Consider the following 24,780-nt stretch of genomic DNA (forward strand, 5'->3'; position numbering starts at 1 on the left):
GGATTACGGTGTGTTCGTGCAGCTTCACCTTACAGGGGCTGATCCGTTTTTTGAATCGCGGGTTTGCGTCCTTTTAAATACCAAGTGATCCCAATAACATGGGCGAGGTAGATGGCAGCGAGGACGAAACGTACCAGCAGATTAGGGATCAATAGTGCAGGAATTGCAAAGACTACCAGCATCATGGCAAACATCCGAACCATTCCCTTGGTACTCAGCTGTTTTTGTACGAGTGGTTTTTCAATGTATTTTTGATAATTTTCTGATTGAACCAAGCGTTGATAATAGGTATCGGAACTCCGCAGCCAGAAATAAGCCGTCAGCAAGTAAAAGACCGTTGTGGGTAAGAAAGGTAAAAAGATTCCTAAAGTACCTAGACCGAATGTCAGTGATCCACAAAGAAAAAACAGTGTTTTTTTCAAAAGTAACCCTCCTTATTTGGGTGTTTCGTGTCTTACCCTCAGTATAACGGAGGAGGGGCAGCTTGAACATGCGTTTTGTGTTTTTCCCCGTTTTTTAGCGACAATAAGAGTTTTTCTTCCCCATACTCCTGCTTTTTTGATAGACTAGAAACAACACAAAGGGGGAAGCAGCATGGAAACGATTGAATTGAATACCGGCATTCAGATTCCAGTGATCGGCAGTGGGACGAATACATTTGGGAAAGAAAACCGAGAATACCAAGGTGCGATCAATGATGATACGACAGAGCTGTTGACTGCCATCAAGCTTGGGTATCGGCATTTTGATACGGCGATTTCTTACCGCAACGAAGCCGTGGTAGGCAAAGCCATCAAGGAAAGCGGGATCGACCGCAGCGAATTTTTCCTGACTTCTAAGATTCCTGGCAAACCAGAGCATACGCAAGATGCAGCTGCCGTGAAAGCGTCTGTCGAAGCGAGTTTAGCAGCCTTGCAGACGGAATCGATCGATCTTTATTTGATCCATCATCCGTGGGACAACTTGGCAGAGATCGCCGCTGTCTGGGCGGTTCTTGAGGCTTATGTCGATAAAGGAGTCTTAAAAGCGATCGGGGTGTCCAATTTCCAAGAAGAAGAACTTAGCTATTTATTGGCAAACAGTCGGATCAAACCAGCGGTCAATCAAATCGAATCGCATCCAGGCAAGTGGAACGATGCGATCATCGCCTATTCCTTAGCCAATCAGGTAGTTCCAGAAGCCTGGGGTCCGCTTTCCCGGATTTCGGAAGCGGCACGGGAAACCTTGACCCAAATCGGTGAAGCGTATGAAAAAACCTGGAGCCAAGTGGTCTTGCGTTACCAAATCGAGCGTGGGGTGATCGTGATTCCGAAATCCCATTCAGAAAAACATCAAGCCGAAAATTTAGCGCTCTTTGATTTCGCTTTGACGGCGGAAGAAAAAGCCGTCATCAAAGAATTATAGGCAATAGAAGCGGTCCTATTAAAGGGACCCTACAGCCAGTGCGGAAACTTCCGTGCTGGCTATTTTTATGCAGTCGTAACGCTCCTTGATGACTGAGGAGCTTTTCTATTCGTTACAACAGCAACCGTAAGCCTTAGCAAAAAAGAAAATGCGCTTGCAGCCGTTTCTGACAATGAATCCTCTTAAATATTCAAAGAAATGACCGATTATCCTTACTAAGGGTCGTCTACGGACGAGTCTTCATTGGATCGTGTGAAATTGGAAATGAAGGAGTGGCACAGTTGTGAAAAAAAGAAAAAAGACGATAGGAATTTATGTGATGATCACCTTGATGCTGGTTGCGGGGATCCCGATCATTGTCATGCTGACAAGTTCCTATTTAACCACCAAGAACTTATTGATTGAACGAAATGATTTGAACAAAGAAAGTGCCGTCAATTTGATCTTGGCGGAAGAAAAGAGTTTGCGCCGATCGACGGAAAGCAAATTGAAATCAATGGCTGAACTGCCAGCGATGAAAACAGAATTCAGCATGGGACGTATCCGTTCAGATCTTTCTTTAGCGATTGCTGGGAGCAACAGCTTCTTAGCAGTAACTTTTGGGACAGAAGATGATGAGTATGTGACCTTCAATCCCTTACCGGATGACTATAAACCCACAATTCGGCCGTGGTACAAAGGGGCTGTAAAAGCCGAAGGAGAAGTGTATTGGACAGCACCTTATTTAGATACGGTGTCGAATCAATTTGTGACGTCGGCTTCGATCCGGGTCAAAAATTCCCATAATCAAGTGGGGGTTTTAAGCGTCGATGTTTCCTATGAAAGCATTCAAAACATCTTGTCTTCCTTTACCGTGGGGCGGACTGGGAATGTCACCTTAGTTTCAGAATCTGGGGTCATCGTGACCTCAAAAAATACCAAGCAAATCGGTAAGAATATCAAAGAAGAAGAAGTGTTCCAAAAAATCAAAGAAGCCAAAGATCCGACAGGCATGGTTGGTTTAGGCGACTCGAATAAAGTCAATGATGTGTTGTATGACAAGTCTGCTGATTCCAATGTTTGGGCGTACTCCGAAGTCAAAGCTAGTGATCTAGACAAAGAGTTAGGAGCGTTGGTCCGTACCACCATTATCGTTACGATCTTGATGCTGCTCTTTGTAGGACTGGTTTCTTATGCCGCGATCAAAGTAGTCGCAGCAATCATCGATTGCTTCAATCGCTACTTTAGAAAAGTCGGTGAAGGCAAACTAGAGAAGATGAGCAAAACCAAAAGAGCCAAAGGCGAAAAATGGACATGGGATCAATGGGCACGCCGAGTTGTTTATCCAGACAAAGCAGGCAATGAGATCCAGCAAATGGCGGACAATTACAATGTGATGATCGAAGGCACGGGTGCATTGATCCAAAAAGTACAAAAAGAAAGCAACAGTGTCGCAGGAATGTCGGATTCTTTATTAGAATTGTCAAAACAAACCAATATTGCGACAGAAGAAGTCTCTCAAACCATTACGGGGATTGCTGAAGTGACCGGTGCTCAAGCCCAAGAAACAGAATACAGCGTGTCACAAATGCAAAACCTCTCGCAGGTCGTGAAAGAATTACGAGAAAATGTTGGCGGCATGAGCAGCAAGTCGCAAGAATCTACGAAGATCAATCAAGAAAACTTAACGATCATGGATCAAGTCGATGACAGCTGGCGACAAGAGTTGGCACAGATGGAGCGCTTGATGTCGAACATGACGGGAATGAATGATAGTATCCAAAATATCAACTCGATCATTGGGGTCATCAACGATATTTCTTACCAAACCAACTTGCTAGCCTTGAATGCATCGATCGAAGCCGCAAGTGCTGGCGAGTCTGGCAAAGGCTTTGCCGTCGTGGCTGCTGAGATCCGTAAATTGGCGGAACAAAGCAAAGCTTCTACCAAAGAAATCGAAGCGATCATTGAAGAAATTCGTGAGCAGTCTAGTCAAATGGTCAAACAAACGTCGGCGTCTGTCAAAGGCGGCGTTCGCCAAACCAACTTGATCAAAGAAGCGATCTCATCTTCAAAAGAAGTTTTCCAACGCAGCAGCTATATGATCGAAGGCATCCATCATATTGAAGCAGCCAGTGCCCGTATCGAAAATATTCAAAACAGTGTACTGGAAAACTTAGAAAACATTTCCGCATCAACGGAAGAAAATGCCGCTGGCACACAAGAAGTTTCCGCAAATGCAGAAGAAGTCTTGGCAACCATGGATGAATTTACCAACCATGTGGCAGACCTCAGAGACATTGCAGAAGAGTTGAAGCGATTGACCAATCGTTTTGAAGTGGAGAAATAAATCAAGCAAAAAAATCACTCATCAGCTATTCGCAAGAATGGCTGATGAGTGATTTTTGTTTGTTGAGGAGGAGACTACAAAAAAGCCAAGACGAATGTTGCTCATCTTGGCTTTTCATAATGATATTTATAAAACCTTATTACGGGCTATTGTGTCGTTTCGGTCCGCTGGATGATCATCTCCACGCGGCGGTTTTCCGAGCGGCCTTGTGGGGTGTTGTTATCGGCTTTCGGTTCGGTATCGGCAAAGGCTTGGATGGCAGCATTTTTTTCTAAAACGGCGCCTTTGCTGATGAAGTATTCCATAACGGTAATCGCACGAGCGGAACTAAGATCCCAGTTAGATTGGTAGCGGCCATTGCCTTTTTCCGGTACGTTATCGGTATGCCCGGCGATCACGATTTTGTTGGCTTTTAGTTTTTTCAGTGAGTCCGATAGTAGATCCAGTGACTGACGAGTGGTGTCCGTGATCTCGGCGCTACCAGAGGCAAACAAGATGCTGCTGGCTAGCGTGATATGCAAGCCATCGGATTCCAAGCGGACTTCTGTCTGGTCTTTTAAGCCAGAAGCGGCGAGTTCTTGTGACAGCTGGTCGCTGATTTTTTCTAGCTGCTGATTTTCCAGTTGGGTCCGGACCGCTGCTTCTTGCGCTTGTGCTTCGGCAGAAGTGGCGGCTTTTTTTCGCGGCGTGGTCTCGCCCATATCGATCACTGACCCGATGACGGAGGCGTTGCTGTGGTGGCTGGAAAGGATGGTGCCGAATTCGCTTCGGATTTCTTGAAACTTCTCATCATCGACTTTCGCCATGGCAAACATGACGATGAATAAGGCCAGCAGCAAGGTCAACATATCCGAGTAAGGCAAAAGCCACGCTTCGTCTACATGTTCTTCATGTTTCTTTTTTCGCTTCATGTCGCTTCACCCTTTATAATTGTTCTTGCCGTTTTTTCGGATCGATCAAGCTGTATAATTTTTTCTCAATACTTTTCGGCGATTGTCCGGCTTGGATCGCTAAGACCCCTTCAACGATGATCGACATCATTTGGACTTCTTGCTCCGATTTCAAAGTTAATCGTGAGCTAAAAGGAATGAACAGCACATAACCGAAGAAAATACCATAAAGGGTCGCCACAAAAGCCGCCGAGATCATATGACCCAGTGCTTCTACATCCTCTAAATTGCCTAGCGCCCCTATCAGCCCGATCACGGCTCCTAACACCCCTAAGGTCGGGGAACTCGTGCCGGCGGTTTTAAAAATAGCCGAGCCGATGCGATGCCGTTCTTCGATCCCATAGATCTCATTTTCCATGATTTCTTGGATCTGTTCGGCAGCGATGCCATCCACCACCATTTCCAAGCCCTTTTTTAAAAAAGGATCTTCTAAGTTTTGGATAGCACCTTCAAGAGATAGTAGGCCATCGCGCCGAGCTTGGTTAGCTAATTCAACGATGGTATTGATGGTTGTTTTTAAGTCGTATTCTTTATTTTTCAGCAGAACGCCGAAGATCTTCGGGATTTTTTTGATATCACTGCTGGGAAATGAATTGATAACGGCTGCGATCACACCGACGAAAATGATAATCGCGGCTGCCGGATTGATCAAAACGGCCACATTGGCACCTTTTACAATCATCCCAACCACCACAGATATCAATCCTAAAATAATACCGATCAGCAAGAAAAAATCCATTTGTTGCGTCCTCCTAAATTCTATTTCCAGGTTTTAAACCCTCATTTATTTTATCGGTGAATTAAAATCATTCTTAATAGCAAAAAAAAATAATCCAAAAAATAACTAAAATAAATTTTCTGTTTCTCCTTTTTTTGTTCTTTTTTTGACAAGTTTCGTCAAATTGTTGAAATGGTACAGCTTGCAATTTTTGTGAATATTTATAGATGGTACCGTTTTTTTTCGTGAAGCGTTTCTCAGGGTTTGTCATGTCAACAGGCACAAATGAAAATTTTTTAATCAATTTTTCGAATAATACTTGTTTTTTTATCAAAAAACTGATTTTGATCAAAAGGCATAGATATGCTTGTAAAACGCTTTATATCGATCGTTTGCTTTTTATAACTGGGGACGAAATTGCGATGAAACAGTGTTTAACAAATAACATAACACGTCTGTAACTTAAATGTCATATCCGTAAAGTTGCAAAAATCAAATTGTAAAATAAAAATAATTCTACTATAATGACATCACGTCTTCTTGTTTTTTTAATCTATAACAAAAAAATAAATAAATATATTTGTTTCTGTTCCATCGATGAAAAAAACGTTTGGTACAGAAGGTGGAAGGAGCAATTATTGTTGGATACCTATGATTTATTAAAAACAGCTATGAACGTTTCTGCACAACGCGCAGAATTGATTTCGTCTAATATCGCTAATGTCAACACGGATGGGTACAAAGCAAAACGCATCGTGTTTGAAAGCGAATTAAAGCAGGCACTCGCTTCGTCAGGGACCGACGCTGTAACAGAAGCGTCAGTTTCTCAAGTAAAACCGAAAATCACTGAAAATGCAACTACCAGTATCAAAGACAACGGCAATAACGTGGATCTTGAGGTAGAGATGTTGGATCAAGCAGCCAATGGGTTGTATTACAGTGCATTGACCGCACAAGTCAACGGACGCTTGCAAATGATGAACCTTGTCTTGAGTAATTGATAGAAAGCGCAGGAAAAACAAATGGGTATATTTAACGGACTAACGATCAACGCGAGCGGTCTAGCATTGGAACGGTTAAAACTAGATACGATCTCCAGCAATATCGCAAATGTAAATACAAATCAAACACAAACAACCGCGGCTTATCAAAAAAAGAGTATTCTTTTTTCAGAAAATTTAAAAAATAGTCGTGAAGGAACACCGGCTACATACGGTGTCAAAGTGACGGGGATCGCTGCCGATGAGACGGAAAAACTGACCTATGATCTTACCAATCCCGCTGCCAACGCTGAGGGATATGTCGGTCAATCAAATGTGGATATTGCCGATGAAATGGTGGCAATGTTGCAAGCGGTTCGAACGTACGAAGCCAATGTTTCTGCTTCAGAAATGAATAAAACAATCTTGAAAAAAGCATTAGAAATATCAAAGGGGTAACGAGAAAATGGATGGACTTTTAACGACAGGATTAACAGACTACCAAAACGTTTTGCGGACACTAGGCACGGGGGCTGCTTCAAAAGAGACTAGTGTTGTGGGCACCAAGGAAAACCAGTTTTCTTCCTACTTGACCAATGCGGTCGATCAGTTGAATCAAAAAACGGCGGTCATGGATCAAGATACTGTCAATTTGATCACCGGCGATGAAAGCGATCTAGGCAATGTGATGATTCGCATGACGGAGGCGCAATTGGCGCTACAAACAGCCGTTCAAGTACGAAACAAGTGTTTAGAAGCTTACAATGACGTGAAAAATATGCAGTTTTAGCAGTGGGTGAGGGAATAAGAATAAATGATGGATAAAGTGAAAGAATGGACAGAACAACTCAAAGACCGTTGGCAAATGCAAAGCTCTTTAAAGAAAATGATCGTTGTTCTTTCCGTTATCAGCGTTCTCGGAATCACAGCAGCTGTTTATTATTTAAATACGCGAATTGAATACGGTATCTTGTTTACGGATCTAAGCGATGCCGATGCGGGAACGATCAGCAAGGATTTGGATGAACAGCAGATCGCCTACAAATTAGCCGACAATGGGACGACTATTTTGATCGATAAGGACCAAGTCGATGAATACCGCATCAATCTTGCCGTGGACAATAAGTTACCAAATACCAGTACAGGCTTTGAATTATTTGATGATGCCAACATGATGACAACGGATGAAGACCGCAAAATCATGTATCAGCGGGCAGTAACGGGCGAACTACAGCGAGCAATCGAGTCGATCGATGCGGTCAAATCCGCCAAAGTTTTACTCGTGATGCCAGAAGAAAGTGTCTTTTCTTCGGAGGAAAGTGCGCCGACGGCCTCTATCGTGTTGTCCTTGAAAAATCAGCAAATCTCAGACGAGTCCGTGCAAGGGATCGTTACCTTGACTTCCGGCGCAGTGGAAAAGCTGAAGCCTGAAAATGTAAAAGTCGTTGATAGCGCGGGCAATACGTTGACTAGAACCGAAGATGAAGCCAGTCAATTAAGTGGCTTAAACAATAAATACATTGCCATCAAAGATTCCTATGAAAAAACGCTAGAAGAAAAAGTAGCGAAGTTGCTGACACCGATCTATGGTGCAGACAAATTCCAAGTGTCGATCAACTTAGACTTGAATTTTGATTCGATCGAGCGGAAGAAAGTCACTTATGATGACCCAGAGATCAAGAGTGAAACAGTGCAGGCTGCTGGTTCGCAAGAGACTGTCCAAGAAGCCCAAACAGGGACTGTGGATGACAATGTCTCCAATGTGACGGGCACGGATGGAGAGGGGAACAATTCCTACAGTCGTTCCGTTGAAAATGAATTGGATACCGAGACCACTACGACCATTACGGCTCCTGGCATGATCGAACGAATGACCAGCTCAATCGTGATCAATGCGAACCTTTCGCAAGCTGATCAAGCAGAATTGCAGCAGTTGATTGCTAGCGCCGTCGGCTATGACAATGATCGTGGCGATCAAATTGCGATCCAAGGGTTTGACTTTGCCCAAGCAGAGGTTGATCCAGCCGCTGATCCTCAAGGGAATGAACAGATTGCAGCTGCCAAAGGTTATGTCAAGTATGCCATCATCGGCGGTATCGTGTTGACCTTGTTCTTGGTGATCTTAATGATCGTTGGCGTGATCCGACGCCGACGCAAAGAAGACGAGTTGGAAGTGGATGTGACGGATGAAATGGTCACTTTTGCACAACCATCCGCTGCTAGCATCGGAGCGAGTAACCCGGTTGCACAAGAAGTCGTTTTTGGCGGTGTCGGTAACCGGTCTGCTGAAACGAAACCAGCGGTGCCAGAAGCATCCACACAAGAAGCCACAGCAGAACATACAGGAGAACCAACATTGGATCAAACGGCTAGAAATTATGCCGAAAGCAATCCTGAAGTAGCGGCGGAATTGATCAAAGCTTGGATGAAAGAAAAATAAGGGGGCAGCCATGGATACAATAGACGGGGTAAAAAAAGCAGCGATTCTTCTGATTTCTCTAGGATCAGATACCTCTGCAAAGATCATGAAGCTGCTGCCAGAATCATTTATACAAAAAGTGAGCTATGAGATCGCCAACATCGACTTTGTCAGTCCCGAAGAGCGGGATCAAGTGTTGGAGGAATTTTCTCATACCGCAACGGCCCGCAAATATGTCTTAGACGGCGGGATCGATTATGCCAAAAATTTGCTGAACCAAGCATTAGGCCCTCAAAAAGCCAAAGAAGTCATTGACGTATTGACTCAGATTCAGCTGCGGGAACGGCCCTTTAATATCGCTCGCAAAGCCGATGTTCAACAGTTGACCAATCTGTTGATCGGCGAACATCCACAAACGGTAGCGTTGATTTTGTGCTACATGCAGCCGGACAAAGCGGCCAGCGTCTTGTCACAGTTTCCCGATCATTTGCAAGTGGAGATCGCTGAACGGATCGGGACGATCTCCAGTACGTCGCCTTTGGTGATCGAACGGATTGAAAAAGTGATCGAGAACAAATTCTCGAATTACATTGAGAACGATACGGAAAATGTCGGTGGTGTGCATACACTGGTAGAAATCTTGAACTCAGTCAGCCGCAGTACTGAAAAGAACATTTTGAACGACTTGGAAAAGCGGCAACCGGAACTATCCAACGAAGTGAAATCCAGCTTGTTTACTTTCGAGGATATCGTGACCCTCGATCGCTTGGATGTTCAAAAAGTCTTGCGAGATGTTCAAAACGATGTCTTAGTCTTAGCGCTTAAAGGCACGACCGACGACATCAAGAACTTTATTTTCTCCAACCTCTCATCACGGGCGGTGGAAAATCTGCAAGAAGAAATTCAATTTATGGGTCCTACCCGCTTGTCTGCTGTAGAAGAAGCCCAACAAAGTGTGGTGGCTGTGATTCGACGGCTAGATGAAACCGGTGAGATCTACATCGGAAGGGGCGACCAAGATGCAGTGGTCAAATAGCAGTTTATTGAAGCAGCAGGCGGTCAAAACGACTGAAGCTGCGCGCAGTATTTTGACGGATACGACCATCAAAGCGCCGATTGAGAAACCGAGCTTAGACCCAGAACTGCAAGCGGCTAGACGTGCACGCCAGTTGGAGCAGGAACGGCATCTGCAGCAAATGGAAGCCTTGAAACAGCAAATCTTGACCGATGCACAAGCGCAAGCGGCGCAAATTCTAGCAGAAGCGAGAACGGAAGGCTTTCAAGCAGGACAAGCAGACGGCTTTCAACAAGGCTATCAAGAAGGACTCAATGCCAGCAAAGAAGCCGCGCAAGCATTGATGACACAAGCCCAAGCCAATGTCGCTGAAGCCGTTTCTGAAATCAACACCTTTCGCTCAGAGAAAAAGCAAGAAATGATCGCTTACGGCACGGCAATCGCCGAAGCCTTGATCAATCAACGTTTTACAGACGAGCAAGCAGGCTTTCTGCCTTTTGTGGAGTCTGTGCTATGGCAATTTGAACAACCCGATCAATTTGTGACTATTCGCAGCCAAGAGCAGCATCTTGCAGGGTTGCGAGAATTGTTGGAAACCAAAAAACAGACGATCAGCGGGTTTCGCTATTTACTCATGGCAGATGATAGCTTGGCGGAACACGATTTTTGTATCGAATCTGAAAATGCCTTGGTGGTTTTTGAACTGAGGGAAGAAATCGCTCGCTTTTTGAGCCAATTTCTAGAAAGCAGTGTGAAGGAATGACGTTTGAATTACCGATCACAGCGCTGCGCAAAACAGCGCAAGCACAGCCGTTCTTTACCACTTACGGCAAAGTCAGCGAAGTCGTAGGTCTGCTGATCAAAGTCGAAGGGTTGTCGGTTTTCATAGGAGAAATCTGTGAAGTCGCACTGCAAAACAAGACACATACAGCTTTAGCCGAAGTCGTGGGCTTTGTGAAAAAAACCGTGCTCCTGATGCCCCTTGATCAGCTAGAAGGCATCGGACCGGGCTGTTTAGTGCGGCCAACTGGCAAATCGTTGACGGTAAAAATCGATGATACGCTGCTAGGGCACACCTTAGATGGACTAGGGCGACCGTTAGATATGGCGCTGGATCTGGAAACTGCGTCAGAATATCCAGTTAGTCAAGATTCTCCTGACCCCTTTCGTCGTCAAAAAATCGCTGAGATCATGCCGACAGGTGTCCGGGCGATCGATGGTCTCTTGACCGTCGGCCTTGGCCAACGGATCGGCATTTTTGCTGGTAGCGGGGTCGGTAAGAGTACCTTATTGGGGATGCTGGCTCGTTATTGCGAAGCAGATGTCATCGTGATCGGCTTGATCGGCGAGCGAGGACGAGAAGTCAAAGAATTTATTGAAAATGATCTAGGCCCAGAAGGCTACCGCAAGTCGGTCGTTGTCTGTGCTACCTCCGATATGCCACCCCTTGTACGACTAAAAGGGGCTCATGTGGCAACGGCGATCGCTGAGTATTACCGCGATCAAGGCAAGAAAGTCGTATTGATGATGGATTCGGTGACCCGTTTTGCGATGGCGCAGCGGGAGATCGGTTTATCAACAGGTGAACCACCGACGACCAAAGGCTATACCCCTTCTGTGTTTACAGCTTTACCGAAGTTGTTAGAGCGCAGTGGGATGTCTGACAAAGGCTCGATCACTGCCTTTTATACCGTCTTGGTAGAAGGTGATGACATGAATGAACCGATCGCTGATGCGGTGCGGGGGATTCTTGACGGTCATATTCTGTTGTCACGGAAAATCGCCGCTCAAAATCATTATCCTGCCATCGATATTCAAAACAGCCTCAGCCGTTTGATGAAGACCCTCGTTTCTGAGGAACAGCATGAACATGCGGGGGAACTAAAAGAAAACATGGCCGTTTATGCAGAGGCCAAGGATTTGATCGATATCGGTGCTTACAAAAGCGGCAGTAATGCGTTGACCGACCAAGCGATCGCGTTGCATCACCCCATCCTACGGTTTTTACAGCAAAAAGTGGATGAGCGGATCCCATTTGAACAAACGATTTTTGAATTGGCGCATTTGTTCAGTGAAGAAGCGCTGATCGAGCGCCAGCGTTCGACCATGTAAAACAGATCATAAAGGAGCAACCATGCAAGCATTTCACTTTTCCTTAGAAAAAGTATTGGATCACCGAAAAACCATTGAGCAAGAAGCCAAACGAGCGTACGCCCAAAAACAGCAATTGTTGATTCAGCAAGAACAGCACCTGAACACGCTGGCACAGGAAAAAGCCCAGCTTTTTGATGTCAATGAAATGACCATTGGGCGGATGCAAGTGCAGCAACGCTATTTGCTTGCTTTGAATGCCACCATCGATGAGGTTCAGAACAAAATGTTTCACGTGAAGCAAGAATTGGCAGAGTCTTTATCGGTAGTGGTAGAAGCGCAGCAGGAACGCAAGATCGTGGAAAAACTGCGAGAAAAACAATTTGCTGAATACACCTATGAACAGCAATTGGAAGAGCAAAAACAATTGGATGAGTTCGGCAATCGCGCCTTATTTTCTTAAAGAACTAATGTTTTAGTGATGAGATGACCTTGGTTTTAAAGCATCAGCTGAGAGGAGGTGAACAATGAAAGAGATCACAACAAGTGCCGCAACCGCTGTACCTGTCGGTAGCAAATCAAAAAAGATGGAGGCGTCACCAGAGGTCTTCAGTTTGATGATGCGACAGCTGACAGTTCAAGCAGGCAGCAACCTGCCAGCCCCTATCGAAACATCAGGGATGACGGAGCAAATCGCCGCCGCACCAGAAATGGGTACGGCCAGCAGTATGGAACATCTGCCGCAGGAGTCAGAAATCACTTCAGCAGCTGAACAATCTGCAACGACGCAAGCGCCAGAAATGAGCCAGATCAGCCAGACACCTTTTGCAGGCTTGGTTCAGGAAGCGGCACAGGCATCAATGGTAACGACGGAGCAGAACCAAACAAGCGCCACAGCAGCTTTAGCACCAATAGACGTAGCCACCACAGTCATCGCCCCCTCCGAGTCTACGCTTGAAGGTCTGGATTTGATGACAAATGACAGAAGTGAAGCCGCAGCACCAACGCTTGAAACGCCTTTGCCAGAAGACTTAGTAGGCGAAGAGCAGTCCACGGCAAAAGGGATCGCGACTTTCAAGGAAATCGATTCAGTAACAAAAGCCGCGATTGCGCAGACGACAGAAGCACAGCTGAAACAGTCCACCGAAGGGACCGCTCAATTGGGCCAAACGGGACCATTGGATCAAGTGTCGCCAGTGACCCACCAAGCGACGGATACGACTAGCACCTTGCAAAGCACGAAGGAAACAGTCGCCAAAAATACGGAAGCTGTTTCTGCACAAGCCATTGCTTTTTCGGCAGTAACCGACAATGAAATGGCGACACCAGCACTGCAACTGCTTGATGTTTCTCCCCTTTTGAGCAAGCAAGGACTAGCGCCAACAAAAGCGAGTATGGAGCAAGCGGCTCTGCCCTTAGCAAAAGCGACTGCCCAACTCGTCCAAACGAGCAGCACGTCAAGCGAGAAAAAAATCACGTTGCAATTCGTTCCCGAGAAATTAGGCACGATCCAGCTTTCTCTAGAAACGAATGCCCAAGGCAGCCGCTTAGAACTGACCGTTCAGCAGCCGCAAGCCAAAGAATTATTGCTGTCCATCAAGCATGAGCTAGAGCAAGTTTTGCAAAAGCAAGAGCAGCCGATCCTAGCAATCAAAGAACCTACGTTAGCTTCTGTCCAGCAGGCTGGTCCGCTGTCAAATCAATCCTTTGCCGGCAGTATGATGGCAAGTGACAGTCAGTTAAACCAACAGCGTTTTTTACAGGCTCAAAAAGGACAAAGCAAAAAGCCATTTCATCAAAGCAATACGGTTGAAGAAGAGCAGCAATTAGCACCGATCGATCATGCGATCAGTATTTTAGTGTAAAGGAGGAGACCTATGGCAGATGAAATTACAGCAGCTGCGGCCGGTATTGCCAATACATCGGCATTAACGCAAACAAAAAAATCTTCAGATATCTCCATGGATGATTTTTTGAAGATCTTAGCAGCATCTATGAGCAACCCATCGATGGGAGGCAGCGATTCTTCTGGTGGTGGTAGCACCGACTATATCTCGCAACTGGTTCAATTTACGACCTTAGAGAGCTTGAATGAATTGAGCGAAACGTTGACGACCTCGGTGATTTTACAGCAACAGCAGCAAGCTTTTAGCTTGATCAATAAACAAGTCACTCTGATGGACGGCACAGAAACATTGTCAGGAACCATCGAAAAGGTCCGCTTTGCCAATGGCTACGCCACGATCGTCGTAAATGGCAAAGAATACAGTATGAGTGCGATCCAAGAGATTGGCGGCGAAGCAAAATGAGTTTGACGATTCAACAGGGGCTGCAAAAAGTTGCCGGGGAGCCTTATCAAAATCCCCGCAAAGCCGTGGACAAACAAGCCTTCTCTTCAATGCTTGAACAAAAACAAAACGACATCAAAGTCTCGCACCATGCGCAAAAGCGTTTGACCGCAAGGGAATTGACCTTACAAGACGATGATTACCAATCCCTTTCAACGGCGCTTAGCGAGCTAGCGGAAAAAGGCAGCAAAGAATCACTGCTTGTTTACAAAGATATGGGCTTGATCGCCGATGTCCATTCACGAACCATCATTACGGCGATGGGGATGAATGAGCTTCACACCGTCACCAATATTGACAGCGCCACATTTATCAAATAGCAGCTGGACTGAAAAGGGGCTGCAAGTATTTTCTGAATGACAGAGGAAAATACGCCAACCATAAGGAGGAAAATAAGCATGTTACGATCATTATATTCAGGTGTCAGTGGAATGAAAAATCTTCAAACGAAAATGGACGTGGTTTCAAATAATATCGCCAACGTCAATACTGTCGGGTTCAAATCAAGTAGAGTCCTTTTCCAAGACATGATGAGCCAAACGATGTCTAACGCAACTGCACCAGGCAACGGCTTAGGCGGGATCAATGCAACGCAGATCGGTTTAGGGGTTCAGACGGGCTCCATCGATACCATCAATACAGTCGGTGCCCCGCAATCGACTGGTCGCAGCATGGATTTTTATATCAGCGGACAAGGCTACTTTATGGTACAAGGACCAGGAGCAAATGGCGAAACCTATTACACACGAGATGGCGCATTTGTTCGCGACAGCAACGGAACCTTGACCAATAGTGATGGGATGCAAGTCTTAGGTCGTTCAGTCAATGGCGGTCAACCAGTTGTCTATGATGACAACTTTGATGAAAACACGGCATTGAGCGGACAAGGTGCGGTATCTCCCTTGTCGATCCCAAGCACACTGACCGTCAATGGGGAAACCTTGACCTATAACTCCATGGCAATCGATGCCAATGGCTTAGTGTTGGCAAAATACGGCAATCAAACCTTTGTGATGGGAAAAGTCGGTGTCGCAACCTTCAATAACCCAGAAGGCTTAGAAAAAGTCGGCGGCAACAACTATATCCAAACCAGCAACTCAGGAAATGCGATCGTTGCAGGCCCCGGCAATAATGGAGCGGGAACGCTGCAAGCAGGTGCCTTGGAAATGTCGAATGTCGATCTTTCGACAGAATTTACCGAAATGATCATTGCGAGCCGTGCCTATCAAGCAAATTCAAGAAGTATTACGACTTCTGATGAAATGCTGCAAGAATTATTGAATCTAAAACGTTAAGAACGTGACGCTTCATCGTTGAGAGGAGTTTGACCATGATTCTAGTGACCGCATTGAATGGCAAGCCATTCTATTTAAATCCAACATTGATTTATCGGATCGAAGAAATGCCGGATACATTGATCACACTGACAGACGGCAAAACCTTAGTGGTGACGGAAGCTGCGCAAGAAGTTGCGCAGCGGGTGATCGAGTATCATACGGTGATCCATTCGAACCAAGTGAAAACGTAAGGGTGGGAAAGATGGCAAAAGAAGAAAAAGTACCAAAAGCAGAAAAAGAGAAAAAAGGCTTGAACATGGTTGTTTTACTGCCGATCCTCTTGATCGTGGTAGTCGGCGGCAGTATCGGCGGAACCTTAGTGACGAATCACTTTTTGACGGGGGAAAAAACAGCAGCTGCTGAAACAGCAAAAGACAGCAGCAAAATCTCCTCAGACGAAGCGATCGTGGCATTGGATGAATTTTTAGTCAATCTGGCAAAAGAAGACAACCAAGAGCAGCAATACATGAAGGTCAATTTATCGATTTTAGTGGCGGATGAGGAAAAAAGCGCGGAAGCCACGAAAAATGTGGCTGTCATTCGTGACAGCGTCGTAAACTTATTGCGCCAACAAAAGGCCAGCGGTATTTTGAGCTCCGCCGAAAGTGTACCGAATTTAAAAAAAGCATTGAAAGAAACAATTAATCAGGAATACGGATCAGAAATCGCCAAGGATGTTTATGTGACGGATTTAGTGATCCAATAGAAAGAGGCATGTTGATGGAAACATTTTTATCGCTGGTCAAAATGATTGGGTTTTTGCTGCTTATTCTTTATTTGATCAACATTAGTTTGAAATATTTGAATCGTTACACGAACCAGCACAATCATCAGTTGCGTATTTTGCAAAAAATCGCCGTCAGCAAGTCGTCTTCGATCGGGATCGTCCAAATCATGGACAAATGTTACGTCATGAGCTTTTCTGAACAGCAAAATCAGATCATCAAAGAGTTGACGCAAGAAGAAACGGCCGCTTTTTTACAGCAAAGCCTAGAAAGCACCCAAGTGCAAGCTGGCAAAGATTTTTCTGAATGGCTAAACAAAGCCAAGGCGGAAATTGCTGGAAAACGAGGCAAGCAAAAATGAAGATCAAAGGCAGAGATATCAAGATCATGGCTGCGGTCCTTTTCAGCAGTCTGATGCTTCCGCAGACGGCATTTGCGCTAGACACGGAAGACGTCAGTTCCACCATCAACAATTTATTGTCGAATGGGAATGGATCAAGTGATACGATCAATACTTTCTTGTTGCTGACGCTGCTTTCCCTTTTACCAGTCTTGCTGATCATGATGACTTCTTTTACTCGTATCATCATGGTTTTGTCCTTTGTGCGCAGTTCGTTAGGTACACAGCAAAACCCGCCCAATCAAGTGTTGATCGGGTTGGCCTTATTCTTGACATTTTTTATTATGAAACCTGTGTATACCGACGTCTACCAGCAAGCGATTGAACCGTTTGATCGACAAGAGATCAGCCAAGCCGAAGCCTTTGACCGCTCAGAAAAACGGATCAAGGCCTTTATGATGGTACAGACACGGGAAAAAGACATTGCCTTGTTTGCGGAAGCTGATGGGGAGACCGAAAAGTATCATTCTTCTGACGATGTTCCTCTGACCGTTATGGTACCGGCGTTTATTATCAGTGAGTTACGAACGGCTTTCAGTATCGGCTTTTTGATTTTTATCCCCTTTTTGATCATTGATCTGGTCGTCTCTAGTATCTTGATGTCGATGGGGATGATGATGCTGTCGCCGATCATGATCTCACTGCCCTTCAAGATCTTACTTTTTGTTTTAGTGGATGGCTGGTATCTGATCGTGGAGTCGCTGATCAAGAGCTTTCAATAGCCGCTAAGAAAGGAGCCAAGAGGAAATGACAGTAGAAATGGTACTTGATGTGCTAAGGGAAGCCTTTCTTCGAATTCTAGCGATATCTGGCCCCGCCTTATTGGTCGGCATGCTCGTTGGATTGGTGATCAGTATTTTTCAAGCCACTACCCAAATCCAAGAACAAACGTTGAGCTTTGTGCCGAAACTATTAGCGATTTTTTTGACTTTGATCTTAGCGGGAAATTTTATGCTGAATCTCTTGTTGAATTTTACCGAAATGATCTTCAAAATGATTGCGGCAATGTAAGGAGGAAACCTGATGGCGACGATTCAAGCGACGGTGTTGATTTTTTGTCGAATATTGGCGTTTGTCGTCCTTTGTCCGATCTTCTCACAGCAAAATTTTCCGTCACTGGCAAAAATCGTGATTGGCATGGCGTTGACGGTCCTATGTCTGCCGACGGCACCTGCGATTCCCGAGCTTTCCCTCTTTATGCTGACGGTTTTCGTCATCAAAGAAGTACTGTTTGGGATGGCGATGGGCTATTTGAGCCAGCTGGTCTTTACCGGTGTGGAAATTGCGGGCCAATTGATCGACTTTCAAGTAGGCTTTTCGATGGCGCAAGCCTATGATCCGACGTTGCAAATCGCCTCTTCCCAGTATGGCAAAACGTACTATTGGCTGACGATCGCTGTGTTTTTTGGTCTTGATCTGCATCATCGACTGATCACAGCACTGCTGTTGTCTTTTCGGATCGTGCCCTTAGGCTCTGTGGTGATCCAAGGCACGACGGTTGAAGGCATCGTCAAACTTTTCAGCCAAATGATGGTAATGGCAGTCAATCTTGCGGCACCAATGATCATTGCGCTGCTGTTGGTGGACCTCGTGCTAGGTGTGATCTCTCGTTCGATCCCCCAGATCAATATTTTGATGATGAGTCTCTCGATGAAAACTGCCATCAGTTTTGTGGTGTTTCTCTTGCTATTACCCAATGTCCTTTCGTACTTAGGCAAACACTTGCCAGATACGGTCCGCTACTTGCAGGAGTTTATCGAGTCCTTTCAATAAAGTAACAGGCAGCCAGCAGGAGGTGAGAAGATGGCAGAAAAAGATGGCAAAACCGAGCTACCCAGTGCCAAGCGGCTGCGGGATGCCCGCAAACGCGGGGAGGTACCTAAGACCCAGGAATTAGCAGCTGCTGTTTCGCTGCTGGTCTTCTCATTTTTGATCCTGTCTTTATGGCAGTTTTTCGCCGCTTCTTTTTTGCCTTATTTTTCCCAAAGTTTGGCGCAGCTGGCTGATTATCAAACCAGTTTGGCGGATCTGCCAAAACTGGGGGTGCAGAGTATCTTGCTGCTGCTTTTGTTGTGTGCGCCCGTCTTTCTGGTTGCGCTCGGAGTCGGGCTTATCACGAATTATGCCCAAGTCGGTCTGTTGTTTTCCGGCAAGGCCATCAAACCAGATTTTAAAAAGCTGAACCCCATCAGCGGGATCAAGCAGCAATTCAGTTTGCGCTCGTTGATGAATTTAGGCAAAACATTGGCGAAATTCGGCGTGATCGTCTACTTGTGCTATCAACAATTTTTAGCCGCCGTCCCTGTTTTACTGGGTTTGAGTGAAGTGGGGTTGGAAAAAACGATCCTGTTCATGCTGCTGCGGGCCAAAGAATTGTTTTTACAGATTTCGATTTTCTTGATCATTTTAGCCGTAGTCGACTACGGCTACCAGCGCTATAGCCATCGTAAGAACTTGATGATGAGCAAGCAGGAAGTCAAAGAAGAGTTCAAGCAAATGGAAGGTGATCCGCAAGTCAAAGCACAGCGCAAAGCGAAGTACCGTGCGATGACCCAAAATGCCATCGCCAACGTCAAAGAAGCGACGGTTTTGATCACCAATCCGACCCACTTCGCCATTGCGATTCGTTACGATGCCAGCAGTGAAGGGGTGCCTCGGGTCTTGGCCAAAGGGGCAGATCAGCTGGCGCAGCGGATGAAAGCAGAAGCCCTGAAAGAAAATATCCCACAGATCGAAAACCGTGAAGTGGCACGGGCCCTTTATCGTCAAGTAGAACCCGGGGATCTGATCCCTGTTGAAATGTATGAAGCCATTGCCGAAATCATCGCTTTGGTCTATCAGTTAGAAGAAAGCCAACGCGGCAAGATTTAAGGAAACAGGAGGAACAAAAATGAATGAGGCTGCCTCAAAACCGAAAAAAGGCATTGGTCTGGCGGATATCTTAATCTCGGTGATCGTCCTAGCTATTATTGGTTTGATTATTATTCCATTACCGAGTGCATTATTAGATATTTTGATCATTATCAATTTGACGATTGCGATCAACATTTTACTGATCACCCTGTTTACCAAATCAGTGTTGGAATTCACTACGTTTCCAACCTTGCTGCTGATCACAACGATGTTTCGTTTAGGTTTGAACCTATCTTCCACTCGTTTGATCTTGACCCAAGGAAATGGCGGACACGTGATCGATGCCTTTGCCAATGTCGTTGCCGGCAGCAATTATATCGTGGGGATCATTTTGTTCGTGATCATCATGGTCGTTCAGCTAGTCGTCGTGACCAATGGTGCAGGGCGTGTCTCAGAGGTGACTGCTCGATTCACATTGGATGCGATGCCCGGCAAGCAAATGGCGATCGATTCCGACCTAAATGCCGGTTTGATCACGGAAGCGGATGCCCGCAAACGACGAAAAGATCTGCAGCGAGAAGCTGATTTCTTTGGTTCGATGGATGGTGCCAGCAAGTTTGTCAAAGGGGATGCGATCGCAGGGATCTTGATCACTGTCATCAATTTAGTCGGCGGGGCGATCATTTTCTCCATGGGGGGACAAATGACCGTCATGGAAGCCTTCGCCCAATTCGGGAAACTGGCGATCGGGGATGGCTTGGTCAGCTCGATTCCCTCTTTATTGATTTCGATTGCTTCTGGGGTGATCGTGACTCGTTCTGATAACGATAGTTCCTTTGGTTTGGATATTGCGGCAGATGTGATGCGTAATCCCCAACTGTTTCGGATCGTGGGGGCGATTCTCTTCGTCTTAGCCTTAGTTCCTGGGTTTCCTTTTGTGCCTTTTGTGTTGATTGGCTTAGGCCTTTTCGCAGCCAGCTTTCTGGTGACGCAAAAAGAAGAAAAGCAGCGAGTGGAACAAAAACAATGGGAACAAAAATTGGCACTGGAACGCAAAAAAGAAGCACAGGAAGAAGACGATTCCGTGGCTTCCTTCCAAGTGGAACCAATCTCAGTGGAAATCGGTTATGGTCTGATCCCTATCGTGGATCGTTCGATCGACAACAGCTTGATGAACCGCATCGTGGCGATCCGTAAACAGAGTGCTAGAGAATTAGGGATCTTAGTCAGTCCCGTTCGTATTCGCGACAATCTCTATTTGGATGCCAACGATTACGTGATCAAGATCCGCGGCAACGAAGTCGGCCGCGGCGATATTTACCCGAATAAAGTCATGGTGATCAGTCCGAATGAAGAGCCGTTTCCTTTTCAAGGAATCGCAACAAAAGAACCAGCCTTTCATCTGGATGCTATGTGGATCGATGAATCCGATAAGGAGATGGCGGATCTGCAAGGGTTTACGATTATCGAGCCGTTGACCGTGATCGCAACACACTTAAAAGAAATCATCTATGCCCATGCACCAGAGCTGTTAGGTCGCCAAGAAGTCAAGAAATTATTGGAGGGCATCAAAGAGCAGTACAATGTCGTGATCGATGAATTGATCCCCGATATTTTACGGCTCGGCGAGGTCCAAAAAGTTTTACAAAATTTATTGGATGAGCAAATTCCCATCAATGACTTAGCAACGATCTTAGAAACTTTAGCCGATTACGGCGTTGTCACGAAAGACGTAGAAGTTTTGACAGAATATGTCCGCCAAGCATTGAAACGGACGATCGCTGCCAAGTATGCCAATGAGAACCACGAGCTGCAAGTGGCGGTGATCCAGCCGAAACTAGAAGAAATCATCGCTCAAAGTATCCAAAAAACCGCAACTGGCTCGTACCCGGTCTTAAAACCAGATACCGTGACCAAGCTGTTGGATTCCATCAGTGGGATCCAACATGCAGCGATCGCTCAAAATATCAATTTCGTGATTCTGGCATCGCCTAAGATCCGGTTAGCATTCAAAAAAATGATCGTTTTTAATTTCCCAGATATCGCCGTTCTTTCTCTGAATGAGATTCCCAATGAAATTGCGATCGAAACGGTGGGCAGTATTGACATTTAAGCAGAATTTTCTTAGGAAGGGGCATCGCCGATGTATGAAGTCGATCGAGAAGCGGAGATCATCAAGTATCTGCCGCTAGTGGAACGGGTGGTTCAGCGCCTGTCTATCAAAACCGCCGATTATGAATCAGGCGATCTCTACAATATTGGGGTGATTGGGCTGATGGATGCCTTGCGGAAATTCGATCCCTCAAAAAAAGTTCCTTTTGAAAGCTATGCAGCGATTCGCATCAAAGGGGCTATCATTGATGAAGTACGCAAGCACGCCAAAATCTCCCGTTACAAAATGGCGGCAGTCAATCAGTTTTATCAAGCGCGGCAAGAGTTGGAGCAAAGCCTCAAAAGAGAAGCGACCGACACCGAGATCTGCAAACAGTTGGGAATCAACCAAAGTCAACTAGCGGATATTTATGAGAGTCTGCACTACTTAGCCAGCGTCTCTTTGGAAGATACCTTGTTTGCTTACCAAGAAGAAGGCATGACGTTAAAAGATATGGTTCGAGATCCTGCCGAGAATGTCGAAGATACCTTGGTCGCCGAAGAAAAACGCACCGCTTTGGTTGCGTGCATCAAAAAATTAGGGGAACGGGAACAATTGATTTTAAGTTTGTACTATACCGAAGAACTGACGTTAAAAGAAATCGCTGAAATCTTAGAAGTCTCGATTCCGCGAGTTTCACAAATTCATGGCAAAACGATTGCCAAATTGCGCACATTGATTGAGGAGGAACTGGCATGATTCGAGGACTGGATGTCTTATCACGGAACATTTCATTATTACAAAAGCGACAAGAGACGACGAGCGGCAATATTGCCAATGTCAATACAACAGGGTATCAAGCAAAAACCTTATTCCAGTCGACGCTAGACGAAGTGGCATTGCATAATTACCAAAGCGGGCCCAATGCGGATATCCGCCGTGACATCGGTGGATTGTCTTTAGGGACCCAATTGGCAGGCAGTACCATCAGTCAAGACCAAGGTGCTGTCAAACAGACGGGACAAGCCAGTGATTTTGCACTGCTTTCCGAAGGCTACTTTGTCGTTCAAAACAATGCGGGTCAGCGGTTGTATACGAGAAATGGCGACTTTACTGTCAATCAGCAGAATCAATACGTGACACAAGAAGGCTATCTTGTCTTGGGTGCCAATGGACAAGCAGTCAGCGCCTTAGGACCAGCGAACTTTCAGATCCAAACATTCCCCCAAGAAGCATTGACTACAGATGGTCAAAACTACGTGACTAGCAACGCAGCAGGAACCACGGTGAATGCACCAGTGATCCAACAAGGTGCCTTAGAACAAGCCAATGTAGCGGTTGCCGATGAAATGGTGGCGATGATCCAGACTTCTCGGGAATTTGAAGCCAATCAGAAAGTCTTGAGTTCAACGAATCAGACATTGCAAAAAGCGGTCAACGAATTAGGAAAGATTTGAGGATGAGTCAATGAATATCAGTGGATTATTAGGAATCAGCCGTTCTGGGATGAATCATTTGCAGACAAACTTAGACACGACAGCCAACAATATTGCCAACGTCAATACCAATGGCTACCAAGCACAAACGACGCACTTTCAAGCATTGATGGAAAATGCCATCGGTGCAGAAGAAACGCTGTTTAATGGCAACGCCGCCCAATATGGTGCGTCAATGGGGGCGAAGGCAACCACGACCACCAGTTTTGCCCAAGGCAATCTGGCGGGCACTGCTCAGCCATTAGATCTCGCGATCCAAGGCAACGGCTTTTTCGGGGTCCGGGACCAAACTGGTCAATTGCTGCTGAGTCGAGCAGGCAATTTTCATTTAAGTGAGAACAAGCAATTAGTCAATAGTGAAGGGTACCCTGTGGCAATGACCACAAACGTACCAACCCCTCAGTGGCCAGATGCGCAGCAAATCGCAATAGATGCCAGCGGTCAGCTGACGACGGAAGAAAATGGTCAGACTCGCGTGTTGGGGCAGCTGACCCTTTATCAGCCGACGAATACAGAAAACATCACGCCAGTGGGCAACCAACTGTACCGTGCCGGTGATCAAGCGTTGCTTACTTCGCAAACCAATCCAGCAGCCTTTGGCAGCGTCTTGCAAGGACAGTTAGAACAGTCGACGGTGGATCTAGCGACGTCCATGACAGACTTGTTAACGACCCAGCGTGCGTATGGATTGAATACGAAAGCCATGCAGACTGCTGATGAGATGTGGTCCGTGATCAATCGTTTTACAGATTAGAGGAGAAAGAACATGATTCGCTTAACCAAGGTCAGTAAAAAATTCAGCAATGGTACGTTGGCATTGGCCGATATTTCTGTTGCGATCCCTCAAGGAGAATTTATCTATGTGGTGGGTCCCAGTGGTGCCGGCAAATCGACATTATTCAAATTGCTCTTGAAAGAAGAAGAGCTTTCGGCCGGTTCTATCCAAGTCGGCAATGTCTTGTTGGAACAACTCAAAGACCGTCATCTCTATATGATTCGACGACAAGTCGGTATCGTCGGACAAGAAGACCTTTTGCTTCCTTATCTGACGGTTGCCAAAAACGTTGACTATGCGCTGCAAGTACTAGGCACTCCCCGTAAGCTGCGTCAGGAAAAAACCGCCAAAGCACTGCAACTGGTGGGTATGTTTCCTCAAAAGGATCACTATCCTGAAGAGCTTTCCGTGGGACAGCGCAAAAAAGTAGCGATCGCGCGGGCGATCGTCACAGAGCCAGCAGTCTTGATCGCCGATGAGCCCACCGCCAATCTGGATGCGAAATCAGCCGTTGAAGTCATGAAACTACTCTTGCGGATCAATCAAGTCGGTGCCACGATCCTCTTGGCGACCCACGACAGCACGATGGTCAATACGGTCCGTAATCGGGTAGTCGAGCTGCAAAACGGTCGCTTGGTTCGTGATGAATATCAAGGCGGCTATACGCGCTTTGCTGATCCAAAAGATACATATGTCTGGTGAAGATGCTTAACTTTTCTAGCAAAAGATCCGATTAAAGAACTAGAAGATTGTTTTCATAATCGGATAAAGAAGGAGTGACCCAACGATTATCAAGTGAAGAGCGAATCTTGATAAACAGCACGACTGATCATTTTGCATAGGAAAGG

29 protein-coding genes are annotated in these 24,780 nt (G+C 45.9%); 26 read left to right on the forward strand and 3 right to left on the reverse strand.

The annotated features are described in order from the left end of the window. Positions 1–29 precede the first annotated feature (29 nt). On the reverse strand, positions 30–422 hold the full coding sequence (locus A5877_RS09400; protein WP_005226569.1) for a YbaN family protein: 393 nt from the start codon (positions 420–422) through the stop codon (positions 30–32). A 172-nt stretch (positions 423–594) separates the two neighbouring features. On the opposite strand from A5877_RS09400, the gene A5877_RS09405 reads away from it, so the two are divergent. Both A5877_RS09405 and A5877_RS09410 read left to right on the forward strand, forming a co-directional pair. Then, positions 595–1,404, forward strand: a complete 810-nt coding sequence (locus A5877_RS09405) for an aldo/keto reductase (protein WP_061053548.1) — start codon at positions 595–597, stop codon at positions 1,402–1,404. 283 nt (positions 1,405–1,687) lie between these two features. Then, the gene (locus tag A5877_RS09410) at positions 1,688–3,733 is read left to right on the forward strand and encodes a methyl-accepting chemotaxis protein (protein ID WP_008376630.1); all 2,046 of its coding nucleotides are present in this window, start codon (positions 1,688–1,690) and stop codon (positions 3,731–3,733) included. A gap of 146 nt (positions 3,734–3,879) precedes the next feature. On the opposite strand, the gene A5877_RS09415 is transcribed toward A5877_RS09410, so the two are convergent. Then, positions 3,880–4,644 (reverse strand): flagellar motor protein MotB, encoded by a 765-nt coding sequence (locus A5877_RS09415; RefSeq protein WP_008376629.1) that lies wholly within the window; start codon positions 4,642–4,644, stop codon positions 3,880–3,882. 13 nt (positions 4,645–4,657) lie between these two features. Continuing rightward, positions 4,658–5,422: a flagellar motor stator protein MotA gene (gene motA / locus A5877_RS09420; RefSeq protein ID WP_005232810.1), complete on the reverse strand. Its 765-nt coding sequence runs from the start codon at positions 5,420–5,422 to the stop codon at positions 4,658–4,660. Positions 5,423–6,039: 617 nt separating this feature from the next. Here motA and flgB point away from each other — a divergent pair. The 24 genes from flgB to A5877_RS09545 all read left to right on the forward strand — a co-directional run bounded on the left by flgB (position 6,040) and on the right by A5877_RS09545 (position 24,634). Beyond that, positions 6,040–6,402, forward strand: a complete 363-nt coding sequence (gene flgB, locus A5877_RS09430; protein WP_008376628.1) for a flagellar basal body rod protein FlgB — start codon at positions 6,040–6,042, stop codon at positions 6,400–6,402. Positions 6,403–6,423: 21 nt separating this feature from the next. Continuing rightward, a complete protein-coding gene (flgC, locus tag A5877_RS09435) occupies positions 6,424–6,840 on the forward strand; it encodes a flagellar basal body rod protein FlgC (RefSeq protein ID WP_086316743.1) in 417 nt (138 codons plus the stop codon). A gap of 7 nt (positions 6,841–6,847) precedes the next feature. Continuing rightward, entirely contained in the window at positions 6,848–7,171 is a 324-nt protein-coding gene (fliE, locus tag A5877_RS09440) for a flagellar hook-basal body complex protein FliE (protein WP_016611614.1), read from the forward strand. Between the two features lie 27 nt (positions 7,172–7,198). Then, complete coding sequence (fliF, locus tag A5877_RS09445) at positions 7,199–8,821, forward strand: flagellar basal-body MS-ring/collar protein FliF (RefSeq protein ID WP_051154592.1); 1,623 nt, start codon at positions 7,199–7,201, stop codon at positions 8,819–8,821. Positions 8,822–8,831: 10 nt separating this feature from the next. Next, entirely contained in the window at positions 8,832–9,836 is a 1,005-nt protein-coding gene (gene fliG / locus A5877_RS09450) for a flagellar motor switch protein FliG (RefSeq protein WP_005226586.1), read from the forward strand. Next, on the forward strand, positions 9,820–10,578 hold the full coding sequence (locus A5877_RS09455; RefSeq protein WP_016619529.1) for a hypothetical protein: 759 nt from the start codon (positions 9,820–9,822) through the stop codon (positions 10,576–10,578). The genes fliG and A5877_RS09455 overlap by 17 nt, the downstream gene beginning before the upstream one ends. Then, positions 10,575–11,927, forward strand: coding sequence for a flagellar protein export ATPase FliI (fliI, locus tag A5877_RS09460; RefSeq protein WP_008376625.1), 1,353 nt, complete (start codon positions 10,575–10,577; stop codon positions 11,925–11,927). The genes A5877_RS09455 and fliI overlap by 4 nt, the downstream gene beginning before the upstream one ends. Positions 11,928–11,949: 22 nt before the next feature. Then, complete coding sequence (fliJ, locus tag A5877_RS09465) at positions 11,950–12,369, forward strand: flagellar export protein FliJ (RefSeq protein ID WP_005232789.1); 420 nt, start codon at positions 11,950–11,952, stop codon at positions 12,367–12,369. Between the two features lie 64 nt (positions 12,370–12,433). Beyond that, positions 12,434–13,771, forward strand: a complete 1,338-nt coding sequence (locus A5877_RS09470; protein WP_086316744.1) for a flagellar hook-length control protein FliK — start codon at positions 12,434–12,436, stop codon at positions 13,769–13,771. 12 nt (positions 13,772–13,783) lie between these two features. Then, positions 13,784–14,215 (forward strand): flagellar hook capping FlgD N-terminal domain-containing protein, encoded by a 432-nt coding sequence (locus tag A5877_RS09475; protein WP_003129052.1) that lies wholly within the window; start codon positions 13,784–13,786, stop codon positions 14,213–14,215. Further along, positions 14,212–14,574, forward strand: coding sequence for a hypothetical protein (locus A5877_RS09480; protein WP_005232787.1), 363 nt, complete (start codon positions 14,212–14,214; stop codon positions 14,572–14,574). Before A5877_RS09475 ends, A5877_RS09480 begins: the two co-directional genes overlap by 4 nt. Positions 14,575–14,652: 78 nt before the next feature. Then, entirely contained in the window at positions 14,653–15,549 is an 897-nt protein-coding gene (locus A5877_RS09485; RefSeq protein WP_005232786.1) for a flagellar hook-basal body complex protein, read from the forward strand. Positions 15,550–15,584: 35 nt separating this feature from the next. Next, complete coding sequence (locus A5877_RS09490; RefSeq protein ID WP_005226609.1) at positions 15,585–15,782, forward strand: flagellar FlbD family protein; 198 nt, start codon at positions 15,585–15,587, stop codon at positions 15,780–15,782. A gap of 11 nt (positions 15,783–15,793) precedes the next feature. Further along, positions 15,794–16,297: a flagellar basal body-associated protein FliL gene (fliL, locus tag A5877_RS09495; RefSeq protein ID WP_008376623.1), complete on the forward strand. Its 504-nt coding sequence runs from the start codon at positions 15,794–15,796 to the stop codon at positions 16,295–16,297. A gap of 14 nt (positions 16,298–16,311) precedes the next feature. Beyond that, complete coding sequence (locus A5877_RS09500; RefSeq protein ID WP_008376622.1) at positions 16,312–16,677, forward strand: flagellar biosynthetic protein FliO; 366 nt, start codon at positions 16,312–16,314, stop codon at positions 16,675–16,677. Then, entirely contained in the window at positions 16,674–17,438 is a 765-nt protein-coding gene (gene fliP / locus A5877_RS09505; protein ID WP_005232783.1) for a flagellar type III secretion system pore protein FliP, read from the forward strand. The genes A5877_RS09500 and fliP overlap by 4 nt, the downstream gene beginning before the upstream one ends. A 25-nt stretch (positions 17,439–17,463) precedes the next feature. Then, on the forward strand, positions 17,464–17,727 hold the full coding sequence (gene fliQ / locus A5877_RS09510) for a flagellar biosynthesis protein FliQ (protein ID WP_005232782.1): 264 nt from the start codon (positions 17,464–17,466) through the stop codon (positions 17,725–17,727). Between the two features lie 12 nt (positions 17,728–17,739). Beyond that, complete coding sequence (fliR, locus tag A5877_RS09515; protein ID WP_016619533.1) at positions 17,740–18,489, forward strand: flagellar biosynthetic protein FliR; 750 nt, start codon at positions 17,740–17,742, stop codon at positions 18,487–18,489. Positions 18,490–18,519: 30 nt separating this feature from the next. Continuing rightward, complete coding sequence (locus A5877_RS09520; RefSeq protein WP_005232780.1) at positions 18,520–19,587, forward strand: flagellar biosynthesis protein FlhB; 1,068 nt, start codon at positions 18,520–18,522, stop codon at positions 19,585–19,587. A 19-nt stretch (positions 19,588–19,606) separates the two neighbouring features. Continuing rightward, positions 19,607–21,682 (forward strand): flagellar biosynthesis protein FlhA, encoded by a 2,076-nt coding sequence (gene flhA / locus A5877_RS09525; RefSeq protein ID WP_061053555.1) that lies wholly within the window; start codon positions 19,607–19,609, stop codon positions 21,680–21,682. A 30-nt stretch (positions 21,683–21,712) separates the two neighbouring features. After that, the gene (locus A5877_RS09530; RefSeq protein ID WP_015508736.1) at positions 21,713–22,420 is read left to right on the forward strand and encodes a sigma-70 family RNA polymerase sigma factor; all 708 of its coding nucleotides are present in this window, start codon (positions 21,713–21,715) and stop codon (positions 22,418–22,420) included. Further along, positions 22,417–23,118, forward strand: a complete 702-nt coding sequence (locus A5877_RS09535) for a flagellar hook-basal body protein (RefSeq protein WP_086316745.1) — start codon at positions 22,417–22,419, stop codon at positions 23,116–23,118. Before A5877_RS09530 ends, A5877_RS09535 begins: the two co-directional genes overlap by 4 nt. A 10-nt stretch (positions 23,119–23,128) precedes the next feature. Then, complete coding sequence (locus A5877_RS09540; RefSeq protein ID WP_086316746.1) at positions 23,129–23,911, forward strand: flagellar hook-basal body protein; 783 nt, start codon at positions 23,129–23,131, stop codon at positions 23,909–23,911. A gap of 12 nt (positions 23,912–23,923) precedes the next feature. After that, positions 23,924–24,634, forward strand: a complete 711-nt coding sequence (locus A5877_RS09545; protein WP_005232774.1) for a cell division ATP-binding protein FtsE — start codon at positions 23,924–23,926, stop codon at positions 24,632–24,634. Positions 24,635–24,780 lie beyond the last annotated feature (146 nt).

Origin of the sequence: Enterococcus sp. 3C7_DIV0644 (assembly GCF_002141235.1) — a bacterium.
Classification (GTDB): Bacteria; Bacillota; Bacilli; order Lactobacillales; family Enterococcaceae; genus Enterococcus_D; species Enterococcus_D entomosocium.

Excerpts from the sequence above, each read along its gene's own strand:
- A5877_RS09405 (WP_061053548.1), top strand. The coding sequence starts at position 595 with ATGGAAACGATTGAATTGAATACCGGCATTCAGATTCCAGTGATCGGC.
- A5877_RS09415 (WP_008376629.1), bottom strand. The coding sequence starts at position 4,644 with ATGAAGCGAAAAAAGAAACATGAAGAACATGTAGACGAAGCGTGGCTT.
- motA (WP_005232810.1), bottom strand. The coding sequence starts at position 5,422 with ATGGATTTTTTCTTGCTGATCGGTATTATTTTAGGATTGATATCTGTG.
- flgC (WP_086316743.1), top strand. The coding sequence starts at position 6,424 with ATGGGTATATTTAACGGACTAACGATCAACGCGAGCGGTCTAGCATTG.
- fliE (WP_016611614.1), top strand. The coding sequence starts at position 6,848 with ATGGATGGACTTTTAACGACAGGATTAACAGACTACCAAAACGTTTTG.
- fliF (WP_051154592.1), top strand. The coding sequence starts at position 7,199 with ATGGATAAAGTGAAAGAATGGACAGAACAACTCAAAGACCGTTGGCAA.
- fliG (WP_005226586.1), top strand. The coding sequence starts at position 8,832 with ATGGATACAATAGACGGGGTAAAAAAAGCAGCGATTCTTCTGATTTCT.
- A5877_RS09455 (WP_016619529.1), top strand. The coding sequence starts at position 9,820 with ATGCAGTGGTCAAATAGCAGTTTATTGAAGCAGCAGGCGGTCAAAACG.
- fliI (WP_008376625.1), top strand. The coding sequence starts at position 10,575 with ATGACGTTTGAATTACCGATCACAGCGCTGCGCAAAACAGCGCAAGCA.
- fliJ (WP_005232789.1), top strand. The coding sequence starts at position 11,950 with ATGCAAGCATTTCACTTTTCCTTAGAAAAAGTATTGGATCACCGAAAA.
- A5877_RS09470 (WP_086316744.1), top strand. The coding sequence starts at position 12,434 with ATGAAAGAGATCACAACAAGTGCCGCAACCGCTGTACCTGTCGGTAGC.
- A5877_RS09475 (WP_003129052.1), top strand. The coding sequence starts at position 13,784 with ATGGCAGATGAAATTACAGCAGCTGCGGCCGGTATTGCCAATACATCG.
- A5877_RS09480 (WP_005232787.1), top strand. The coding sequence starts at position 14,212 with ATGAGTTTGACGATTCAACAGGGGCTGCAAAAAGTTGCCGGGGAGCCT.
- A5877_RS09485 (WP_005232786.1), top strand. The coding sequence starts at position 14,653 with ATGTTACGATCATTATATTCAGGTGTCAGTGGAATGAAAAATCTTCAA.
- A5877_RS09490 (WP_005226609.1), top strand. The coding sequence starts at position 15,585 with ATGATTCTAGTGACCGCATTGAATGGCAAGCCATTCTATTTAAATCCA.
- fliL (WP_008376623.1), top strand. The coding sequence starts at position 15,794 with ATGGCAAAAGAAGAAAAAGTACCAAAAGCAGAAAAAGAGAAAAAAGGC.
- A5877_RS09500 (WP_008376622.1), top strand. The coding sequence starts at position 16,312 with ATGGAAACATTTTTATCGCTGGTCAAAATGATTGGGTTTTTGCTGCTT.
- fliP (WP_005232783.1), top strand. The coding sequence starts at position 16,674 with ATGAAGATCAAAGGCAGAGATATCAAGATCATGGCTGCGGTCCTTTTC.
- fliQ (WP_005232782.1), top strand. The coding sequence starts at position 17,464 with ATGACAGTAGAAATGGTACTTGATGTGCTAAGGGAAGCCTTTCTTCGA.
- fliR (WP_016619533.1), top strand. The coding sequence starts at position 17,740 with ATGGCGACGATTCAAGCGACGGTGTTGATTTTTTGTCGAATATTGGCG.
- A5877_RS09520 (WP_005232780.1), top strand. The coding sequence starts at position 18,520 with ATGGCAGAAAAAGATGGCAAAACCGAGCTACCCAGTGCCAAGCGGCTG.
- flhA (WP_061053555.1), top strand. The coding sequence starts at position 19,607 with ATGAATGAGGCTGCCTCAAAACCGAAAAAAGGCATTGGTCTGGCGGAT.
- A5877_RS09530 (WP_015508736.1), top strand. The coding sequence starts at position 21,713 with ATGTATGAAGTCGATCGAGAAGCGGAGATCATCAAGTATCTGCCGCTA.
- A5877_RS09535 (WP_086316745.1), top strand. The coding sequence starts at position 22,417 with ATGATTCGAGGACTGGATGTCTTATCACGGAACATTTCATTATTACAA.
- A5877_RS09540 (WP_086316746.1), top strand. The coding sequence starts at position 23,129 with ATGAATATCAGTGGATTATTAGGAATCAGCCGTTCTGGGATGAATCAT.
- A5877_RS09545 (WP_005232774.1), top strand. The coding sequence starts at position 23,924 with ATGATTCGCTTAACCAAGGTCAGTAAAAAATTCAGCAATGGTACGTTG.